15 protein-coding genes are annotated in these 18,648 nt (G+C 50.8%); 3 read left to right on the top strand and 12 right to left on the bottom strand.

Going from position 1 to position 18,648, the window contains the following annotated elements; genetic code table 11:
* Positions 1-6: 6 nt before the first annotated feature.
* The 5 genes from ACXAGC_RS14945 to ACXAGC_RS14925 all read right to left on the bottom strand — a co-directional run bounded on the left by ACXAGC_RS14945 (position 7) and on the right by ACXAGC_RS14925 (position 4,885).
* Positions 7-1,371, bottom strand: coding sequence for a TrkH family potassium uptake protein (locus ACXAGC_RS14945; protein ID WP_474845058.1), 1,365 nt, complete (start codon positions 1,369-1,371; stop codon positions 7-9).
* The gene (locus ACXAGC_RS14940; RefSeq protein ID WP_474845056.1) at positions 1,368-2,024 is read right to left on the bottom strand and encodes a potassium channel family protein; all 657 of its coding nucleotides are present in this window, start codon (positions 2,022-2,024) and stop codon (positions 1,368-1,370) included. The genes ACXAGC_RS14945 and ACXAGC_RS14940 overlap by 4 nt, the downstream gene beginning before the upstream one ends.
* Before the next feature lie 197 nt (positions 2,025-2,221).
* Positions 2,222-3,406, bottom strand: coding sequence for a mandelate racemase/muconate lactonizing enzyme family protein (locus ACXAGC_RS14935; protein WP_119500080.1), 1,185 nt, complete (start codon positions 3,404-3,406; stop codon positions 2,222-2,224).
* 175 nt (positions 3,407-3,581) lie between these two features.
* Positions 3,582-4,349 (bottom strand): class II aldolase/adducin family protein, encoded by a 768-nt coding sequence (locus tag ACXAGC_RS14930; protein ID WP_119500081.1) that lies wholly within the window; start codon positions 4,347-4,349, stop codon positions 3,582-3,584.
* Positions 4,350-4,468: 119 nt separating this feature from the next.
* Positions 4,469-4,885, bottom strand: a complete 417-nt coding sequence (locus ACXAGC_RS14925) for a hypothetical protein (protein WP_474845053.1) — start codon at positions 4,883-4,885, stop codon at positions 4,469-4,471.
* Positions 4,886-5,236: 351 nt separating this feature from the next.
* Here ACXAGC_RS14925 and ACXAGC_RS14920 point away from each other — a divergent pair, with 351 nt between their 5' ends.
* Together ACXAGC_RS14920 and ACXAGC_RS14915 are read left to right on the top strand one after the other, a co-directional pair.
* Positions 5,237-6,295 carry an efflux RND transporter periplasmic adaptor subunit gene (locus ACXAGC_RS14920; RefSeq protein WP_474845051.1) on the top strand — a complete coding sequence of 353 codons (1,059 nt, stop codon included), beginning with the start codon at positions 5,237-5,239 and terminating at the stop codon, positions 6,293-6,295.
* A 2-nt stretch (positions 6,296-6,297) separates the two neighbouring features.
* Positions 6,298-9,405: an efflux RND transporter permease subunit gene (locus ACXAGC_RS14915; protein WP_474845049.1), complete on the top strand. Its 3,108-nt coding sequence runs from the start codon at positions 6,298-6,300 to the stop codon at positions 9,403-9,405.
* Between the two features lie 60 nt (positions 9,406-9,465).
* On the opposite strand, the gene tmpT is transcribed toward ACXAGC_RS14915, so the two are convergent.
* The 3 genes from tmpT to ACXAGC_RS14900 form a co-directional block, all read right to left on the bottom strand.
* Positions 9,466-10,092: a thiopurine S-methyltransferase gene (gene tmpT, locus ACXAGC_RS14910; RefSeq protein WP_474845047.1), complete on the bottom strand. Its 627-nt coding sequence runs from the start codon at positions 10,090-10,092 to the stop codon at positions 9,466-9,468.
* 30 nt (positions 10,093-10,122) lie between these two features.
* Complete coding sequence (locus ACXAGC_RS14905; RefSeq protein WP_474845045.1) at positions 10,123-11,682, bottom strand: sodium:solute symporter family transporter; 1,560 nt, start codon at positions 11,680-11,682, stop codon at positions 10,123-10,125.
* A gap of 212 nt (positions 11,683-11,894) precedes the next feature.
* Positions 11,895-12,422, bottom strand: coding sequence for an NADPH-dependent FMN reductase (locus ACXAGC_RS14900; RefSeq protein ID WP_474845043.1), 528 nt, complete (start codon positions 12,420-12,422; stop codon positions 11,895-11,897).
* A 239-nt stretch (positions 12,423-12,661) separates the two neighbouring features.
* On the opposite strand from ACXAGC_RS14900, the gene ACXAGC_RS14895 reads away from it, so the two are divergent.
* The gene (locus ACXAGC_RS14895) at positions 12,662-13,804 is read left to right on the top strand and encodes an MFS transporter (protein WP_474845041.1); all 1,143 of its coding nucleotides are present in this window, start codon (positions 12,662-12,664) and stop codon (positions 13,802-13,804) included.
* A 3-nt stretch (positions 13,805-13,807) separates the two neighbouring features.
* Here ACXAGC_RS14895 and ACXAGC_RS14890 read toward each other — a convergent pair whose 3' ends face one another.
* From ACXAGC_RS14890 to ACXAGC_RS14875, 4 genes are read right to left on the bottom strand one after another with little or no spacing between them, the layout of a single operon-like run.
* Positions 13,808-15,214 carry an ABC transporter ATP-binding protein gene (locus ACXAGC_RS14890; protein WP_474845039.1) on the bottom strand — a complete coding sequence of 469 codons (1,407 nt, stop codon included), beginning with the start codon at positions 15,212-15,214 and terminating at the stop codon, positions 13,808-13,810.
* Positions 15,211-16,002 (bottom strand): ABC transporter permease, encoded by a 792-nt coding sequence (locus tag ACXAGC_RS14885; RefSeq protein ID WP_474845037.1) that lies wholly within the window; start codon positions 16,000-16,002, stop codon positions 15,211-15,213. The genes ACXAGC_RS14890 and ACXAGC_RS14885 overlap by 4 nt, the downstream gene beginning before the upstream one ends.
* Positions 16,002-16,940, bottom strand: coding sequence for an ABC transporter permease (locus ACXAGC_RS14880; protein WP_474845035.1), 939 nt, complete (start codon positions 16,938-16,940; stop codon positions 16,002-16,004). Before ACXAGC_RS14880 ends, ACXAGC_RS14885 begins: the two co-directional genes overlap by 1 nt.
* A complete protein-coding gene (locus ACXAGC_RS14875; protein WP_474845033.1) occupies positions 16,941-18,335 on the bottom strand; it encodes an ABC transporter substrate-binding protein in 1,395 nt (464 codons plus the stop codon).
* Positions 18,336-18,648: the final 313 nt, after the last annotated feature.

Raw genomic sequence — 18,648 nt, 5'->3', positions numbered from 1 at the left:
AGACTTTTATCCGATAGAAATACGGCTGTCAGGATAGCGAACATGACGTTGTCTCGGACTTGCCAGCAAATAGGCGAGGGTAAGCGGCCCTAGCCGGCCAAGGAACATCAGTACAATAATAATGCCTTCGCCGGCAGCGGATAAGCTTCCTGTCAGTCCTCTCGACAGACCCACCGTGCCCATCGCGGATACGGCTTCAAAGACGATATCCAGAAAAGGGGCATCCTCTGTGATGGTCAGCAGAAAAATCGCCACCCAGGTTACCCCGCCTGAAATCACTGTCAGGGCCAAAGCTTTAGACACGGTTTCTGTACGGATGGTGCGTTGAAAAAGCGTTGGCGCGTGGTCACGGCGCAGAAAATTGTAAGTGGCGGTCAGAAGTACCACGAAGGTTACGACTTTGATACCGCTGGCGGTACTCATTGACCCGCCGCCGATAAACATCAGCAGCAACATAAGGGTGACAGAGCCGTCTTCCAACGCAGCGATGTCCAGGGTGTTAAAACCCGCGGTTCTTGGTGTGACTGCCTGAAACCAGGAGGCCCACCATTTACCCGCCGCGTCCAGCTTGCTCAGTGTGTCCGGGTTATCGTATTCAATGACATAAATAAGCAATAACGCGACTACGTTGATGATGACCGTTCCGGCTATCATGGTTTTACTGTAAGGCGTCAGCGTTTGCCAGCTTCGTTTTTTAACCAGATCTATCCATACAGAAAAGCCCAGCCCGCCGGTGATGAACAGCGCGGTAATCGTAATATTAACCACAGGATCGCTGACATACCGGGACAGACTGTCCGGTTGCAGTGCAAAGCCGGCGTTATTGAACGCGGATATGGTATAGAAGAAGGCTTCGTATGCGGCCGTTGACCAGCCGGATTCCGCCTGCCAGTAACAGGTCAGGATCAGCATGCCTGCGGCTTCTGTTACCAGTGCAAAAAGAATAACGGCTTTAGCGGTACTGACCAGCGACGACGTGTCGGTTTCATTGAACGCTTCTTTCACCGCGCTTTGTTGCAGAAAGCTTATCTTACTGCCTACCGCGACCAGTGTCACAACCGCAAAGGTCATTAACCCAAGGCCGCCAAATTGAATGAGGCCGGCAATAACGGTTTGTCCGAAAAGAGTGAAGCCGGTTCCGGTATCCACTACGGCGAGTCCCGTTACAGTTACCGCTGAGGTGGCGGTGAACAGGCTTTGTGTCCAGGTGATTGGTGCTGTGGTGGCAAAAGGCAATTTAAGCAGCAGGGTGCCAAGAACGATAAAACTCAGAAAGCTCAACGACAGGATAAGAGGCGGAGCCGCCTGAATTTTTCGCGCACCTTTAGGTTTTCTTTCCAGCGGGCGGTTCGCCGGCAACCAGCGTTTCAATGTTTAAGTCTCGGCGCAATTTTTACCAGTAATTCCCTGGGTCCACTCAGCACCAGCTGATCTTCAGGTTTCAGCTGAAACGCCATGTCAGGCGTACAGTGTATCTGATGCTTACGTTTAACCATCAGGCAGTGAATATCATCTTTGTAGCCGTTAATAACCGTATCCAGGGTCATGGGGGACTTTGTTTGCGGTATCACCACTTCTACAATGTAATGGCCGTGGCCCAAACTCAGATAGTCGCTGACCATAGGGTAATTCAATGCCTGAGCCACGCGAACGCCCATCTCTTCTTCTGGGTGAATGATGCGGCTCACATCCAGTTTTGAAAGAATGGTGTGATGCGCCTTGCTGTTGGCCTTCACCCAGATATTCTGCACACCTTCATTTTTCAGGTTCAGCACACACAGCAAGCTGGCCTGCATGTCTTCACCGATGGCGACAAGCACGGCATCACTGTCGTGAAGGCTCAGTTCTGCCATGGCTCTTTCGTCGGTGGCGTCACAGATAAGGGTTTGGGTCAGTTCGGTAGAATATTGTTCAGCCAGCTTTTCATCGCTGTCGATACCGGTAACAGTGTGACCCAGATGGATCAGCTCTAAACTGGTGGTAATGCCAAAGCGGCCAAGGCCGATGACAGTAAAATGCGCCATAAGTGCTCCAGAAAACGGAAACGGCGTCGCAAGGATTGCGGCAACTGGCGTATGATACGTGAGAGACTGGAAAAAGGAGCGGTTACTGAACGTGATAGTTGGTGGTTTCAGCTATGTAAGCCGGCGCTTTCCTGCGGACAGAAAAAAGCCGTTCAACGGATGAACGGCTCTGAAGATATTAAATGCGTCGAAGCAACTTATTTCAATTCAGTCACTGACATGTTGGGTGAGCGGTAAACCACTTCATCATTCAGCTCGATACCAATTCCCGGTGTGTCCGGCGCTTCGATAAATCCGTTAACCGGTTGAGGATCCTGAATACATAATTCACGGTTCCAGGATTTTGTTGCGTAGGTGTGATGCTCGTGGATCAGGAAGTTAGGAATGGCGGTTTCTAGGTGCAGGCTGGCTGCCGTTGCCACCGGACCACCGCAGACGTGAGCCTGAATGCGAACATCGTAAATGTCTGCGTAGTCACACACTTTTTTCGCTTCGGTAAAGCCGCCGCACAGACCAATATCAGGCTGTAAAACGTCCAGAGACTGATCTTCCAGATACGGACGGATGCCCCAGCGGTTATATAAACGTTCACCGCCGGCAATCGGCGCTTTCACGTTGCGGGCAACTTTGTCATGCAGTTTTGAGTTCAGGTAGTTAACCGGCTCTTCGTAATACATACAGCCAAATTCTTCTACCAGTTCGCCCAGTTGAATAGCCGTAGTCGCACCCGGTAAGCTGTGGCATTCAAAAATAATATCGCCTTCGTCACCCATGGCATCACGGATTGCCTGCAGACGTGCACGGAACAGTTTCATTTCACCTCTGGAAATGATTTTCGTGCGGTCATAATGGGTATCGCCGTTAATGTCATAAACGATTGGATCAACTTTCACCGCGGTGTAACCTTCAGCCATCGCCTTTTCTGCGGCACGGCCATATTCTTCAGGCTGGATCAGTTTAGTAATAGTGGTGTCCCAGTCGAACTGTAGCTGACTGGCGTAAGAACGCAGCTTGCCGTTAGTCTTACCGCCAAGCAGTTGGTAAACCGGCAAGCCAAGTGCCTTCCCTTTGATATCCCAAAGGGCTGTATCTACCGCACTCATGGCGGCGTAAATGACAGGACCGCCACCTAAGCCCCAGAAGCTCTCACGGAGCATTTTCGACCACAGGCCTTCAGTGTTGAACGGGTTCCAGCCAATCAGCATGGCTTCTGCGATTTCTTTGATCATGTGCGCAGCAGCAGAATGTCCCCAGTCGTAAGCCAGGCCTGCTTCACCTACACCGGTAATACCTTCATCGGTGTAAATACGCACAAAAACCGGATTCCATGGCGGACGTTCCGGGCACTCAATATCAAATATTTCAACTTTGGTAATTTTCATCTTTTGTCCTGAATGTAGTTGCTCAGACTACCGCGTCGCGCTGTTGCGGGAACGGGATTGTCATTCATAACACGGCGTAAACCCATCCATGGGGCCCCGACTGCCGCTTCCCTGCGGCAGACGGTTATGAATGACAAAGCCCTTATCCCGCAGCGCCACCGCGATAGCATTTCGCTTATTCGCAGAATGTCGGGTCGAGTTTCCAGGCTTTTCTCAGCATCGCTGGCCAGGCTTTCTGGCCGCCGGTTTCGCCTGAGTGTACAATTTTTGCCTGATCATAAATGCCCTTTACAATGGGCTCTGGTATTTCAATCACTTCCTGACCGGATTGCATCAGTGACATTTGTATATCACAGGCGCGTTCCAGATCATAAAAGCGCATAAATGCGTCGCCTACCGTAGGGCCTAACGTCAAGCCGCCGTGATTTGGCAATAACATATGGTTGGTATCGCCCAAATCATCCTGTAACTGCTTTCTTTCATTATCATCAACCGCCAGACCTTCGTAGCTGTGATAGCTCAGCGAGGGCAGGGAAAACAGAGAATACTGGCTCCAGGGTTTCAAACCACCTTTAACTGACGCCACGGCAATAGTGGCTTTTGTGTGCAGGTGAATAACACATTTCGCATCTTCACGGACTTCGTGAATGGCGCTGTGAATGGTGAAACCGGCCGGATTAATCTGGTAGGGGGAGCCATCGAGAATATTGCCGTCGAGATCAACTTTCACCAGATTCGACGCGCGCACTTCATCAAATGCCAGACCAAAAGGGTTAACCAGATAATGCTGTGTACCCGGTACTTTAGCGGAAATGTGAGTATAGATAAGATCGCCCCAGCGCATGTTATCTACCAGCCTGTAGCAGGCGGCGAGATCGACGCGGGTTTGCCATTCTTCCGGCGACACCTTGTCTTTCAAACTGAAATGTTCAAGCTCAAACACGGGTATCACTCCTTTTATGTCCTGTTGATACAAAGTAGCAGACGGACTGACAGTCAACAATGCCAGTATCGTCTGACTTATTATTTATCATCCGGAGGAAAAAGCAGAGACGTTGAGATTTACTCTCCGGACTGGTTCGCTATGGTGGTGTTACCACCGGCTGATTGCGTATTCTGATGCAGTATTGTGACGCTGTCACGCAGCGGGATCAAATGATCGCGATTTTCCATGTCTTTGATATTGATTGAAAAAACATCACGCTTTACCCAGCTGAGTGATTCGCCGGTCCAGCCGGGCGAGGGAAAGTCGTCAGTGATGTTGTCCAGGCCGGCTTGCTGGGAGCATTCGTACACGGCCATATTCTGGCTGGTGGTCAGCACAAGTTTACCCACTTCCACGTTTACACCGGTTTGTTGCCAGACCTGTTCATGCAGAGCGCACTGTTCACTTTGCTCTTCATTAATGCTGGCCAGCGGCATGGTCAGAAGACCTCCGGCATTTTCCAGCAGTAATGCGTATTTGTCTGATTTGATCACACAAGCGAGAGCGTCATGAGCGGGTTCGGTGGATTCAACTGAACGGCAAACCGGGGGCGCGGGAACCTCAGAGCAGCCAAAAAGCGGCAGAAGTAACAAAACGACTGATGAGCGAATCCTAAAAAGCATACAACCAGGTAAAATAAAATTTAAATAATTACAAACAAACAAACAAACAAACAAACAGACCGGCGGCCTGATTTCATCATGAGTTGTCCGGCAGTATAACAACAATAACAACAGCCACGTACCAAGGCTTGTTTTAATTTCTCAGTGCATGGAATAGAAATGCATACACAGTGTCAGCATCGCCCTGACTGTGCAGTTGAGAAACGTTGATAGGAATCAGAGATGTCGAAAAAGTCCTTTTTGTCCCCGTTACTGGTGGGCGTTGTCGCGTTAGGTGCGTTCTTAATTTATATCAATCTGCCTGCTGAAGAATCTTCCGCAGGCGGAGGCCGTTTACCTTCTCCCGTTCGCGTGACTGTAGTAGCCGAGCAAACCTTTCCGGTGACCATTGAGGCGCTGGGTACGGCCAATGCCAACGAATCGGTCACGATCACGGCGCAGCAGACCGACCGCGTTACGGACGTAAAGTTTGATGACGGTGATACGGTAAAAACCGGGCAATTGCTGGTTCAGTTGAATAATGACGAAGAGCTGGCCCGCATTGTTGAACTTGAAGCGAACATTGTGGAAGCGAAAAGTCAGTATGAGCGGGTAGTGAACCTGGCGAAAACCCGCGCGGCATCGCAACAAATACTTGGCGAACAGCAAGCCAAACTGAAAGGACTTGAAGCGCAACTGGATGTTGCGAAGTCTCAACTGGATGAGCTGCAAATCCGTGCACCCTTTGCCGGTCTGCTCGGGATCCGCAACATCAGCAAAGGCTCACTGGTACAACCGGGTGATGCCATTACCACGCTGGACGATATCAGCATTATCAAGGTAGATTTCAGTGTGGCAGAAGGGCAGCTGGCCAGCCTGTCTCCCGGTCAGCGGGTTATCGCACAGTCCGTAGCGTATCCGGGAGAAGATTTTGAAGGCACCATTGCCACTATCGGTTCCCGTATCGATCCGGTCTCCCGCTCTGTTCTGGTAAGAGCACACATTAAAAACGAACCGGTGAAAATCCGTCCCGGTATGCTGCTTCAAATCACACTGGAAAAGCAGGTACTGGAAACACTGGTTATTCCTGAAAAAGCGCTGGTGCCCATTCAGGATAAGCAGTACGTATTTGTTGTGAATAACGATGTGGTCGAGCAACGCGAAGTCATTATCGGTGAGCGTAAACCCGGTATCGTGCAGGTTGTCGACGGCCTGGTCAGCGGTGAACGTATTATTACCGAAGGCACGTTACGTGTGCAGGAAGGCTCTGCCGTTCGTGTACTGAATGCTGAGGGAGTGTAACCATGTGGTTATCTGATGCTTCCGTAAAAAGGCCGGTGTTCGCATCGGTGATTAATTTGCTGGTGGTGATCTTCGGCATCGTGGCGATCAGTATGCTGTCGCTGCGTGAATATCCGGATATCGACCCGCCAATTGTATCAATCAACACTAATTACGACGGGGCTTCTGCCAACATTGTTGAAACCCGTATCACTCAGTTGCTGGAGGACCGGATCAGCGGAATTGAAGGGATAAAAAATATCACCTCAACCAGCCGCAACGGACGTTCGTCTATTTCTATTGAGTTTAAGCTGACCCGTGATATCGATGCCGCAGCCAATGATGTGCGGGAACGGGTGAGCCGTGCGCTGAACAACCTGCCTGAACAGGCTGATCCTCCCGAGGTATCAAAAGAAAGTTCAGACGAAGATGTTGTGGTGTGGTTTAACCTGCGCAGTACTAACCTGGATACCATGGAGCTTACCGATTATGCCGAGCGCTTCCTGGTAGACCGCTTGTCTATTGCTGATGGTGTGGCCAGGGTTCAGCTGGGTGGCGGCCGGACCTATGCCATGAAGGTGTTTCTTGACCGTAACGCCATGGCGGCACGTGGTATCACCGTTACCGACGTGGAAGATGTGATTCAGTCAGAAAACGTAGAGTTGCCGGCTGGTGAGGTCGAGTCCAATGACCGGGATTTTGAGGTGCGGGTAGCGCGCTCATTCTTAACGCCGGATGATTTTGCCCAGTTGACTGTCGCGGTAGGTAATGACGGTTATCTGGTACGACTGGGTGAAATTGCCAATGTGGAGCTGGCACCGGAGGATGACGAAAGTGAATTCCGCGGTGACGGTGTAAACATGATTGGCCTGGGGATCATTAAGCAATCGAAAGCCAATACCCTCGATGTGGTGCGTTCTGCCAAAGAGCAGATTGCTAAAATTGAAGAAACGCTGCCGGATAACATTTTCATTGTACCCAGTTACGACTCTTCGGTATTTATCGAGGAATCAATCAACGAAGTATACAACACCCTGATTATCGCCATGATTCTGGTGGTGGTAGTGATTTACCTGTTCCTCGGGAATGTCCGTGCAACACTGATCCCTGCTGTCACCGTGCCGGTGTCGATGATCGGTGCGTTCATTGTGATGTATATGCTGGGCTTTTCCATCAACTTGCTGACGCTGCTGGCAATGGTGCTTGGCATCGGGCTGGTGGTCGATGACGCCATTGTTGTGCTTGAGAATATTTACCGTCGTATCGAAATGGGAGAGCCGCCTTTACTGGCGTCTTACCGCGGGGCAAAAGAAGTAGGCTTTGCTGTTATCGCTACCACGCTGGTACTGATTTCTGTATTTGTACCGCTAATCTTCCTGGAAGGAAATATCGGACGGCTGTTTACAGAATTTGCTTTGGCCATGGCTGCCGCTGTGGCCTTCTCCAGTTTTACAGCCTTGTCGCTGTCTCCCATGATGTGCTCGAAATTACTGAAAAAGCAGTCGCGGGATAAAGGCTTCGGCAGCTGGCTGGATAAGCGCTTCAAGGCTATTGAGAACCGCTACGAAAGCAGTTTGGGCACCACCATTCACCAGCCGTGGCTGATGGCTGTGCTGTTCATCATTACACTTGTTCTCATCTGGCAGCTGTTCGGGAAAATTCCCGGCGAGTTCACCCCGAAAGAAGACCGGGGGACTTTTTATATCATGGTAAAAGGTCAGGAAGGTGCGTCTTTTGAAAATACAGCGGAAAGCATGAGAAAAGTGGAATCGATTCTGATGCCTTACCGTGAAGAAGGAACCTTTGATCGCCTGCTGGTACGTGCGCCGGGCCGGGGCACCATGGCCGGCCTGGCTGTGGTAGGCGTGATCCCATGGGATCAGCGTGACTTCACGTCTTTTGAATTAATGGAAGAGGTGACTAAGAAACTGGAAGTCATTCCGGATGTTACTGCGTTTGGTGTAATGCGAAGCGGCATCAGTGGCGGGACAGGGCGTCCGGTCCAGTTTGTGTTGCAGGGCGACACCTACGAAAACCTGGTCGCCTGGCGTGACATCGTCATGGATAAAGCCAGAGACAATCCGGGACTGGTACGCCTGGATTCCGATTACAAAGATACCTCTCCGCAGCTACTGGTTAATATCGACCGTGATCGCGCAGCCGATTTAGGGGTGTCGATTTCTGATATCGGCCGCACACTGGAAGTCATGCTGGGACAACGCCGCGTATCTACTTACCTGGACAGAGGCGAAGAATACTACGTCATCATGGAAGGGATTGAGTCGGATTACCGCAGCCCCAGCAGTATTGATAACCTGTATGTGCGTTCACAACGCACCGGTCAGCTTATTCCCATGGATAACCTGCTGAAAGTGGATGAGCAGGCTACTTCGGCGCTGCTTAACCGTTATAACCGCATGCGTGCTATTACTATTGAAGCGAACCTGGCAGAAGGTTATACCCTCGGGGAAGCACTGGCGTATCTGGAAAACATCGTTGCGACAGAACTGCCTGATGCAGTGTCCATTGACTACAAAGGTGAGTCCCAGCTTTATCATGAAGCCGGTAATTCATTTATCTTCGTTTTCATTCTGGCACTGGCGGTGACCTACCTCATTCTTGCTGCTCAGTTTGAAAGCTGGGTGCATCCGCTGGTTATCATGCTTACCGTTCCTCTGGCACTGGTCGGGGCGTTTATCGGCTTGTATGTGGCAGGCATGACCATGAATATCTACAGCCAGATCGGGCTGGTGATGTTGATTGGTCTGGCGGCGAAGAACGGTATTCTTATTGTTGAGTTTGCCAATCAGTTACGGGATGCCGGTGTTGAATTTGAAGAGGCGCTGAAACGTGCTGCGGCCCAGCGCTTGCGCCCGATTGTGATGACGGGCTTCACTACGGTATTCAGCTCGCTGCCGCTGGTACTGGCAACAGGCCCGGGATCTGAAAGCCGGATGGTGATTGGCATGGTGATATTTGCCGGTGTAATCGTATCGGCCTTTATGACCCTGTTCATCGTGCCTACAGCCTATGCTGCATTTGCCCGTAATACCGGGTCACCGGAAGCCCGGGAAAAAGCACTGACAGAGCAGGATGCTGCTATTCCATACCGCAAAGGGGAGTTGGAATAAACGGCGAGTAAACGACAAATGGCCTGCCTGACGCAGGCCATTTTTTTTATCCGCAGGAGACTATTTCAGCAACCAGACATTTTCCTGTGCCGGCACTTTGCCTTTCAGGTTGATTTCCTTACCCTGCAGCAAAGTTAAGCTGTAGTGGTCGATGTAATGTTGTTCTACTTCGTTGCTGATCACTGAGAACGGCGGGCCATCAAGCTTTTGCTGGTCATAGTCAAAGGTCACCAGTAACTGGGGAGCCGTCCTGGTAATTTCACGAAGATGTGCAGCATAGCGGACACGCATTTCAAACGGTAAAGCTACCAGTGCGGCACGGTCGTAGATGGCGTCTACTTTGCCGAGCATGTCAGCCGTAAGATCAAAAATGTCGCCGCCGAAAAGGGTGAAATTGGGAACGTCGTAGCGGGTTACGCCATTCAGCTTTTCTGAATCAGGAATAATATTTAACTGATCGAATAACTGAATGATCGCCAGATGGCTTAATTCCGCTGCCACTACTTCATAACCCTTCGACAAAAGCCAGGGAATATCCAGTGTTTTGCCGCATAAAGGCACGAAAATACGACTGCCCGGAGCCAGCGATAACTGGTCAATATTGGCAGTCAGATTCGGGTTCGCTTCAGGCTCATGAAATCCGGTTTCATTGTTTTGCCACTTTAACATCCAGAATTGCGGATCCATACATTCCCCTAAAGAAGATAAAAAAGCAGATTATCCTAACCAGTCCGGCAGGTAAATCACAGTCAGTACTAAAATACCGGACCAGACGGCCAGGATGGCGGCAGAGCGGTAACTGATACCCCGCACCGAAGGCAGCTTATGTGCCGCATCGTTGGGTAAAAAGCGGGATAACACAAAGGCTGAAGACAAGGTGATCACAAAACCAATCAGGTTCCACCAGAACCAGAATAACGGGTTACCGCTCAGCCACAAAAATACGTTTACCGCTACACCGGCCAGCAATCCGGCATTAGCGGCAGCAGGAGACACCTTACGGCTGTGAATACCCGCCAGGAATGTGGCCAGCACCGGACCGTAAAAAACTGAACCGATTTTATTAATAGCCTCAATCACCGTGGGAGCAATGTTGCCGGCATACAATGACAGCACCAGAGTAATCAGTCCCCACACTATACCGGCAAGGCGAGCCCGTTTCAGATAGGTCTCATCATCGGGTTTGGCACCTGTGATACGGCAAATGTCTTCTGTGGTTACCGCAGCCAGACTGTTAATGGCAGAACTGAGCGACGACATAGCCGCAGCCAGAATGGCGACTACCAGAATGCCGACAATGCCTGCAGGAAGATAGTTTATAATAAAGACGGGCATCATCCAGTCGGGTTCGCCTTCCGGGATTTGCGCCTGCAATTCCGGCGTTGCTATCACAAGGGCCCCGATCACCAGGCCCGCAGCACAATACAGCAAAGTGACGGGAAAACGCAGAAAGGCTACAGTCAGCATCATTTTCTTTAAATCTTTTATGCTGTGGCTGGACAGCGCCCGCTGGGCTTCAGACTGATCGCACCCGTAATACGAGGCATACAGCACAAGACCGCCAAACAGCATTGGCAGTAAACCGAAATCGCTGCCATTTAGTCCGGCTGTGCCGGTATTGGCTGCCTGCAGACGTTCCGGCGGAATGATTTCAAATACTTTGTCCCAGCCTCCGGCAGCGTCCAGACCTGCCCACAGACATAAAGCTGCGCCGGCAACGATGAGGATCATCTGAATGGCATCACCGTAAACCACCGCTTTCATGCCGCCCATTGCAGAGTAAATCAGTGTGATCACCCCGATAACCAGAATAGCGTGAAACTGGTTCAGTCCCATGGTGCCCTGTAATATCAGGCTGATAGCGTAAATCATAATGGCAGTGGCGAAGGATCGGCTGATCTGAAAGACCAAGCTGATCAGCAGGCGGGTAGAACGGGAGAAACGCTGCTCAAGATAGTCATAGACACTTACCACACCGGCGTTGTGTAAGGTGGGCAACAAACGCCAGAGCATAATAATTACCGCCAGCGGCAAAGCCAGTTCGTAGCTCAGCCAGATGAGACCGCCACCTTCACGCAGTCCGACAAATGCCGGGGCCGAAATGAAGCTGATGGCGGATAGCTGGGTTGCCATGACAGAGAGTGTCAGTGTGGGCCACGCCAGTGAGCGCCCGCCGAGAAAGTATTCCTGCCCGGAATGCTGATGCCTGAACCTGAGTCCTAAAAACAATAATCCCAGTAAATAAATACCTACAATGGAATAGTCCAGCCACGTCATTCCTTTCTCCTGAATTTGCTTCCGCTGCCTGCGCGTAATGAGGTAACACGTTGAATATAAAGGGGGCAGAGTGTTGATGATATTTCAACCATATCACACTGTCAGAAAGAGTTAAGTGCAGAATATATACAGATAAGAGAAAGGAAACGTTCAGAGGGGCGGGAATAAAAAAGGGCAGCCGCAGCTGCCCCTGTATTTTTTTGACGCTGTGATTAAGCCGTCAGCTTTGCCGCTGCCGCTTTTAATTCAGTCGCGACTGTGTCGTCTTTTACTTCACCGGTTTCCATATCGAAAACATCGTAGAAGTTAGCCACAGAAACCGATGCTTTTACGTTTCCGCCGAAGAAACCTGCAGAACCGGTTGCCGCTGCCAGTACAGACTTTGCGCCGCCGGGACCAGGTGAAGATGAAAGGTAAACGGCTGGTTTGTCGCCATATACCGCGCGGTTGATACGGGTTGCCCAGTCGAACAGGTTTTTAAACGCCGCCGGGTAGTGACCATTGTGCTCAGCAAATGAGATAACCAGGGCGTCAGCGCCGGCGATGTCATCTAAAAACTTCTGAGCGCCTTCAGCCTGACCAATCTCTTTTTCTTTATCTTCACTGAACATAGGAACATCATAATCGTTGATGTCCAGAACGGTAACATCAGCACCTTCTACCTGCTTTGCCGTGTAGGTTGCTAACGCCTTATTAATTGAGTTTTTGCTCGTACTTGCACCAAATGCAACAACTTTCATGAATTGAATCCTTTTTGAGTTTTTCGTTATCAATACAGTACGTTTTTTATCGTAAATGGATAAGTGCTAAATACAAAATGGTTCGTTCGATTTTATGAAATGAACGTGTTTAGCGGAAATAGCTTGTTGCATATTGTGCCAACGGAATTTAAATTCAGTCCGGATATTGTATGATGCTGAGTGCGCTGCCAGCAGAGTCTGAATATTACCAGCGTCGTCAACTACATGTAGGATAGTGAATGTCTTCAGTGCCAGCAGGTCCTCTAATACCTGCGCAAAAACGTGCCACCCGGATTGCTTTTTTCAGCGCAGGATTCATTACTGCAGCCTGGGCGGCCATCATTCCATTTATTAAGATAAACCTCGCCATTGGTGACGGTACCATGGGGCTGATGTTGTTATGTCTCGGCGCCGGAGCGTTAGTTGGCATGCCTCTGGCCGGTAAATTCTCATCTCAGCTTGGCTGCAAACCTGTTCTGGTGGCTTCTATGGCATGCTTCTCACTGCTTTATCCGGCATTGATCTGGCTGGACTCTGTTACCCTGCTGGCTGTTTTTCTGGTGCTCTTCGGCTTGTGCGTTGGAACCACCGATTGTGCGATGAATATTCAGGGCGTTGCAGTAGAAAAAGAAGCGGATAAGCCGCTGATGTCGGGGTTTCATGGCTTTTACAGTCTGGGAGGCATGAGTGGCGCAATTTTAATGACAGCGATTTTATCTTCCGGTGTACCGGTGGAGTTGGCCAGTGCAGCCGGTGCGGTAATGTCAGTGGCCTTTTTGCTGACTGGCATAAACGGATTCAGAACCGGCAAGTCACAGGAGCCGGCGGCATTTTTTGCCCTGCCAAAAGGTGTGGTAGTACTGATTGGTATCGTGTGTTCCATTGTGTTTCTGGCCGAAGGTACTGTGCTGGACTGGAGCGGCATTTATCTGACTGAATACCGTGACGTTAATCCTGAGAACGCCGGGTTGGGTGTCGCCTGTTTTTCTGTTGCCATGACGTTAGGACGTCTGGCCGGGGATAAGATCACCAGCATACTGGGACCAAAAATGATGGTACTGGGAGGCGGCGGCATTGCAATTACAGGTTTTGCATTATCACTTCTGGTGCCGCTTCCTGTGGCAGCGCTTACCGGATATGTCCTGATTGGTCTCGGGTGTTCCAATATTGTGCCCATCATGTTTTCGGCCACGGGTAAGCAAAAAATTATGAGCGAAGCGTCTGCGGTAACAGCCGTATCAACACTGGGCTATGTGGGTGTTCTGGCCGGGCCTGCACTGGTCGGCTTCGGGGCACAGGTTTACGGCCTGCCTGCGGCATTGGGTGTGATTGCTGTGTTACTTTGTGTCGCTACTGCCCTGGCCGGAAGAGTCAGGGTATAGGTGTTACTGCTGCCTGAGGCTGTTTGTATCGATCACCCGGTCACAGAGCTTTTCCAGTTGTTGCCTGTCGTGGCTGATAAAGAGCAGCGTACACTGCCGCTCACGGCAGCTTGATACCAGTAACCGTGAGACCACTTCACTGGTTATGGGGTCCAACCGGGAGGCGGGTTCATCGGCGACCAGGAAAGCCGGTTTCAATAGCAGCGCCCGCAAAAGGGCGACCCGCTGTAATTCGCCTCCGCTGATCATGCCTGCGTGCCGTTGCAGTAACTGACGGGAAAGCCCGAGTTCATTGATCAGCGGGTCAAGTTCACTGTCGTTCAGTTGGTGGAGGCGGATGACATCGTCCAGAAGCTGAATAACAGGCACGTTTTTAGCGAAAGCATTGGGCGGGTCCTGATAGATTTTCAGCATGTTGTGACGGGCCAGTGGCTCTGCAATGTGTCGCTTACCGTCTGCCGGAAGCAATCCCAGAAGTACATTCCCCAACGTGGATTTTCCGCTGCCACTGTCACCGGTTAAGCCGACAATTTCCCCTTTCCCTAATGTCAGACTGACATTATCAAATATAACGTCGGTGCCACGTCTTATCGCGCAGTTCTGTAGCGTAATTAGTGGATCAAAACTCCCTTTCTTTGTGCTCAGTGTAGTCCAGTTTTCAGGTAAGGCGTTAAGCAGGGCTTGCCCGTATGGCGAACGGGGTGTATTCAGTACGTGGCCCGCTGCACCGGTTTCCAAAACCTTACCTTGCTGCATAATGATGACTTTGCCGCCAAGCAGCTTTGCAAGGCTCATATCATGGGTGATTGTGAGCAGGGTACCCGCTTTAGCGAACTGACGAAGCTCTTCCCCCAGAACCGCTTTGTGATGACTATCCAGTCCTTTCGTCGGCTCATCGGCAATCATGATTCCGGCAGACGTTGCCGCAACACAGGTATAAGCGGCCCGCTGCGCCATACCGCCTGATAGTTGCGACGGTATTTTATCTGCTGCCTGAGTCAGTCCGGTACGTCCGAGTGCCCCGTCAGCGGATGCCTGAGCACTGACGTCGCTGAGATTTTTGATAAATCTGAATACTTCACCAACCTGCTGCCGGAGCTTCATCAGGGGGCTTAAGGCTTTCACAGGTTCCTGGGGCAACATGACAATGGTTCGTCCCCAGAGAGACGATGGTGTCTGCGTGGCATGCGCCTGCAACATGTCATGTCCGGCGGTGAGCACTTTACCGGTGGCCTGAAGATTCCGCGGTAAGTCTCCCATGATGGTGTGAGCCAGCAAGCTTTTTCCTGAGCCGGTTTCTCCGATAACCGTTACCGGCTCGCCGGGGCTGACGGTGAAACTCAGGTTGTCTACCAGTGTGCCTTCTGAAGACACGATGGTCAGATTTTCTATTTGAAGCACAGAATTCATGACTGTTTACCTGCCAGAAGCTGAAAAGCAAAAACCATTAAAAACAGTGCTGCAATAGGCTCTATTAACAGCCAGGGCGCTTTGTAGTAATAAGGAAATAATTCCACAATCATCAGGCCGAGTTCCGGCGTGGGGGGCTTGAGGCCGACGTACACAAACCCTGTTGATGACATAGCAATGACCGATGTCGCAGCGCCGAAGGCGGAAAGAGAATACACATCGGGTGCAATGGCAGGCCAGATATGACGCTTGAACAGATACCACTTTCCGAAGCCGTGCAATGCTGATGACTCCAGTTCTTCTCCCTGTACAACCGGCAGGGTAATGGCTCTGACGAGCCTGAAAAATTCTACCCACAGCACCAGCGATATGGCGATGTAGATCATCAAAAATGAACCGGGCACAATTGCAGCAAAAACGAGGATCAGAACCAGCCCGGGCAGTGCCAGAATCGTGTTGGCCAGAAAATTCAGACCTGTGTCAAGCCAGCGCCGGTACCAGGCAGCGGCCAGACCGCAGGCTACACCGCTTACTGCTGCGCTGAATACGCAGATTATCGCCAGCGCAAATGAAATCCGCATTCCGCCGCTCAGACGGGCAAGCATGTCGCGGCCAAAATGATCAGTACCTAGCAGGTGTTCTGCGCCCGGCGCGGCGAATGCATGGCGCAAATCCTGTGCATCAGGATCGGTGCCGGCAAGCGGTGCACAAAAGGCAAAGACAGCGAGGCATAACAGAATTACCATGCCAGCCCGTTGCTGCATGGTCAGCCTGTGAAAAACAGACATCAATTTTCCAGCCTCGTTCTTGGGTCAAGGTAGTGCTGGCTGATATCCACAAGGGTGTTTATCGCCACAAACAACATACCCATGACCAGCGCTGTGCCCTGCAACATGGGAATGTCTCTGGCAAAAACAGCGTGAGACAAACCATGGCCTATACCCGGCCAGGCAAACAGACTTTCCACCATAATAACCCCTTCAATCAGGCCGATGAGCTGAATACCCATGAAGGCAAGGCCGGGTACAATGACGTTCGGGACTACATGACGGGTGAAGGCTTGTGCATAGCTCAGTCCCTTGGTGCGGGCAAAATGAAAGTAAGCACTGTTAACGGCCTGACGGGTACTGTTGCGGACTACCCGGTTAGATACTGCTGCCAGGCTGAGTGCTAAAGTCAGCACCGGAAGTACAGCGTACTCAGCGCTGCCGAATCCGGCCACAGGGAACCAGTTCAGCTCCATGGCAAAAATAAAAATGAGTAACAGCCCCAGACAAAATACCGGCTGGGAGCGGATAAATGTTGATGTGATGAGTGAAGCCTTGTCTGGCACGGTTTCGGCTTTTGCACCACACAACAGCCCCACAGGAAAGGCAATGAGCGCTGCTGCAAGAATAGCCCAGAACGCCAGCACCAGAGTAAAGCTCATCTGGTTTTGCAACTCATGGACAACCGGCGCGCCGGTCACCAGGCTTGTACCCAGGTCGCCGGTGAGTAAATCTCCCAGCCACACCAGATATTGCTGAAAAGCAGGCCGGTCAAGTCCTAGTTCGGCGTTCACCGCATTGGCTGCAGCGGTGCTGACTGCATCATCGCCATAGCGTCCGGTTGCAATTTTATAGGCCATATCCCCCGGCAGCAGGCGGGTAAGGATGAACGTGAGTGTGCCTACGCTCCACGCCATCAAAAAGCACTGACCAAGTCTGGAGAGTAGTATTTTCAGCATTTATTTACTCTGAAAGCGCATCTGGTCGATTCTGAACGAACGCTCATAGGGGTCGAAACTGAAATTTCTGACCCGTGAAGATGTGGCTGATTGCTGAACATAAAATGCCACCGGAATAAGCGGCATATCTTCGTTCAGCGTGCTGATAAGTTCTTTTTGCAACACATAGTAGTTGTCATCCGGTTTACCGGACGCCAACTGATTAACGATGGAAAATACCCGTTCATTGCTCCAGTTCATGGGGCCCCATTCTCCGCCTTCAACCGAGGTGAAGTCGGCCAGTAAGATGCCAAGAGGGTCCGGGATATTGGCAAAGTTGCGCGCCAGCAAAGCCGTTTCCAGTGTGCCGTCGCTGTGACCTGAAGGTATGGCGCTGGCATTCTCCATATGCACTGCAAGCTCAACACCAACTTCCCGCCACTGAGCCTGAATCGCCGTGGCAATAGTGATAAGTTCCGGCCGGTTTGCGTAGGTAATCATTGATAAGGACAGCGGCTTACCGTCTCGGTAGCGGATACCGTCATCACGAAGTTTCCAGCCTGCTTCATCAAGCAACGTTTTTGCTTTTTTAATATTTGTAGCAAGAGGGGGCAAAGAAGCATCATGCCAGGTGCCCATGGATGGCCCGAACAGCTGATTAGCTTCAGCACCTTTAACATGAAGAATACCTTCTACGATGGCCTGACGGTCAATGGCCAGACTCAGCGCCTGCCTTACCCGTACATCACTGAGTTTTTCGTTTCCGCTGTTAAGCTTGACCAGAGTCGTTCTGGGGATATAACGGGTGTGCACATTTACATCCGGATCCTGTTTCAGCATTTCTGTTGCCGGCGGATCGAGATTAAAAACAATATCTGCCTGGCCAGTTCTTACCATGAGGGCACGGGTTTCTGACCGGTGTCCGGTTACATAATCAACGGATTCAATGGTAGCAGGGCCATTGCGATATTTTTCAAAACGCTTAGCTTTAATGTTATGAGGCGGTATGAATTCAGTAATTACATAAGGACCCGTACCAATCAGTGCCTTCATCCGGTTAAATTTACCAAATGAGTCGGGCGATAATATTGCTGTCGTGTAGTTGGAAAGCAGTGACGGAAAAGGACGGTAAGGCGCTTTGAGTGTAAAACTGACCGTGAGCGGGTCAACGATTTCAATGTTGGTGACAATATCGACCGGAAAGGGAGCCGGTTTTCCCAGCGCCACAGCAAGGCTCTTTCGCACTGACTCTGCGTCCATCAATGTGCCGTCGTGAAATGTTACGCCGGGTCTGAGATTAAATGTCCAGCGGGTCAAATCTGCATTGCTTTTCCAGGAAGTTGCCAGACCCGGTATCAGGTTCCCATCATTATCCACGTCTACCAGTGTTTCTATAATTTGCATCCGGGTAAACATATAGCCTGCGGAAGCCGGGTCCAGGTTGACAGGCTCGAAAGGGCCGCTGATATGTAAAGTCGTGTCTTTCGGCGCTGGCGAGCAGGATTGGAGGAAGAGTGCCAGAAAGCAAAAAAAGAAAACGCGGGAGATCACGGCAAACCTTATTGAATTTATATTTAGCAGATGGAATTTTAACCGCTAAGTATACATATCTCGCGTAAAAAAGTGGCGCTTTTTACGTTAGTTGACATCCAAAAGGCGTTTAGCAGACCGCTCTGATTATTAGTAGAGTAAACTTTGATGATATGTGATAATGTATCAAATGATATTG

It is taken from the genome of Alteromonas sp. AWJ4_197, from assembly GCF_056160285.1.
This window is presented reverse-complemented; position numbering and strand designations above follow the sequence as displayed.

Coding starts and splice junctions, on each gene's coding strand:
- ACXAGC_RS14940 (WP_474845056.1), bottom strand. CDS start 2,024: ATGGCGCATTTTACTGTCATCGGCCTTGGCCGCTTTGGCATTACCACC.
- ACXAGC_RS14935 (WP_119500080.1), bottom strand. CDS start 3,406: ATGAAAATTACCAAAGTTGAAATATTTGATATTGAGTGCCCGGAACGT.
- ACXAGC_RS14920 (WP_474845051.1), top strand. CDS start 5,237: ATGTCGAAAAAGTCCTTTTTGTCCCCGTTACTGGTGGGCGTTGTCGCG.
- ACXAGC_RS14915 (WP_474845049.1), top strand. CDS start 6,298: ATGTGGTTATCTGATGCTTCCGTAAAAAGGCCGGTGTTCGCATCGGTG.
- tmpT (WP_474845047.1), bottom strand. CDS start 10,092: ATGGATCCGCAATTCTGGATGTTAAAGTGGCAAAACAATGAAACCGGA.
- ACXAGC_RS14905 (WP_474845045.1), bottom strand. CDS start 11,682: ATGACGTGGCTGGACTATTCCATTGTAGGTATTTATTTACTGGGATTA.
- ACXAGC_RS14900 (WP_474845043.1), bottom strand. CDS start 12,422: ATGAAAGTTGTTGCATTTGGTGCAAGTACGAGCAAAAACTCAATTAAT.
- ACXAGC_RS14895 (WP_474845041.1), top strand. CDS start 12,662: ATGTCTTCAGTGCCAGCAGGTCCTCTAATACCTGCGCAAAAACGTGCC.
- ACXAGC_RS14890 (WP_474845039.1), bottom strand. CDS start 15,214: ATGAATTCTGTGCTTCAAATAGAAAATCTGACCATCGTGTCTTCAGAA.
- ACXAGC_RS14885 (WP_474845037.1), bottom strand. CDS start 16,002: ATGTCTGTTTTTCACAGGCTGACCATGCAGCAACGGGCTGGCATGGTA.
- ACXAGC_RS14880 (WP_474845035.1), bottom strand. CDS start 16,940: ATGCTGAAAATACTACTCTCCAGACTTGGTCAGTGCTTTTTGATGGCG.
- ACXAGC_RS14875 (WP_474845033.1), bottom strand. CDS start 18,335: ATGTTTACCCGGATGCAAATTATAGAAACACTGGTAGACGTGGATAAT.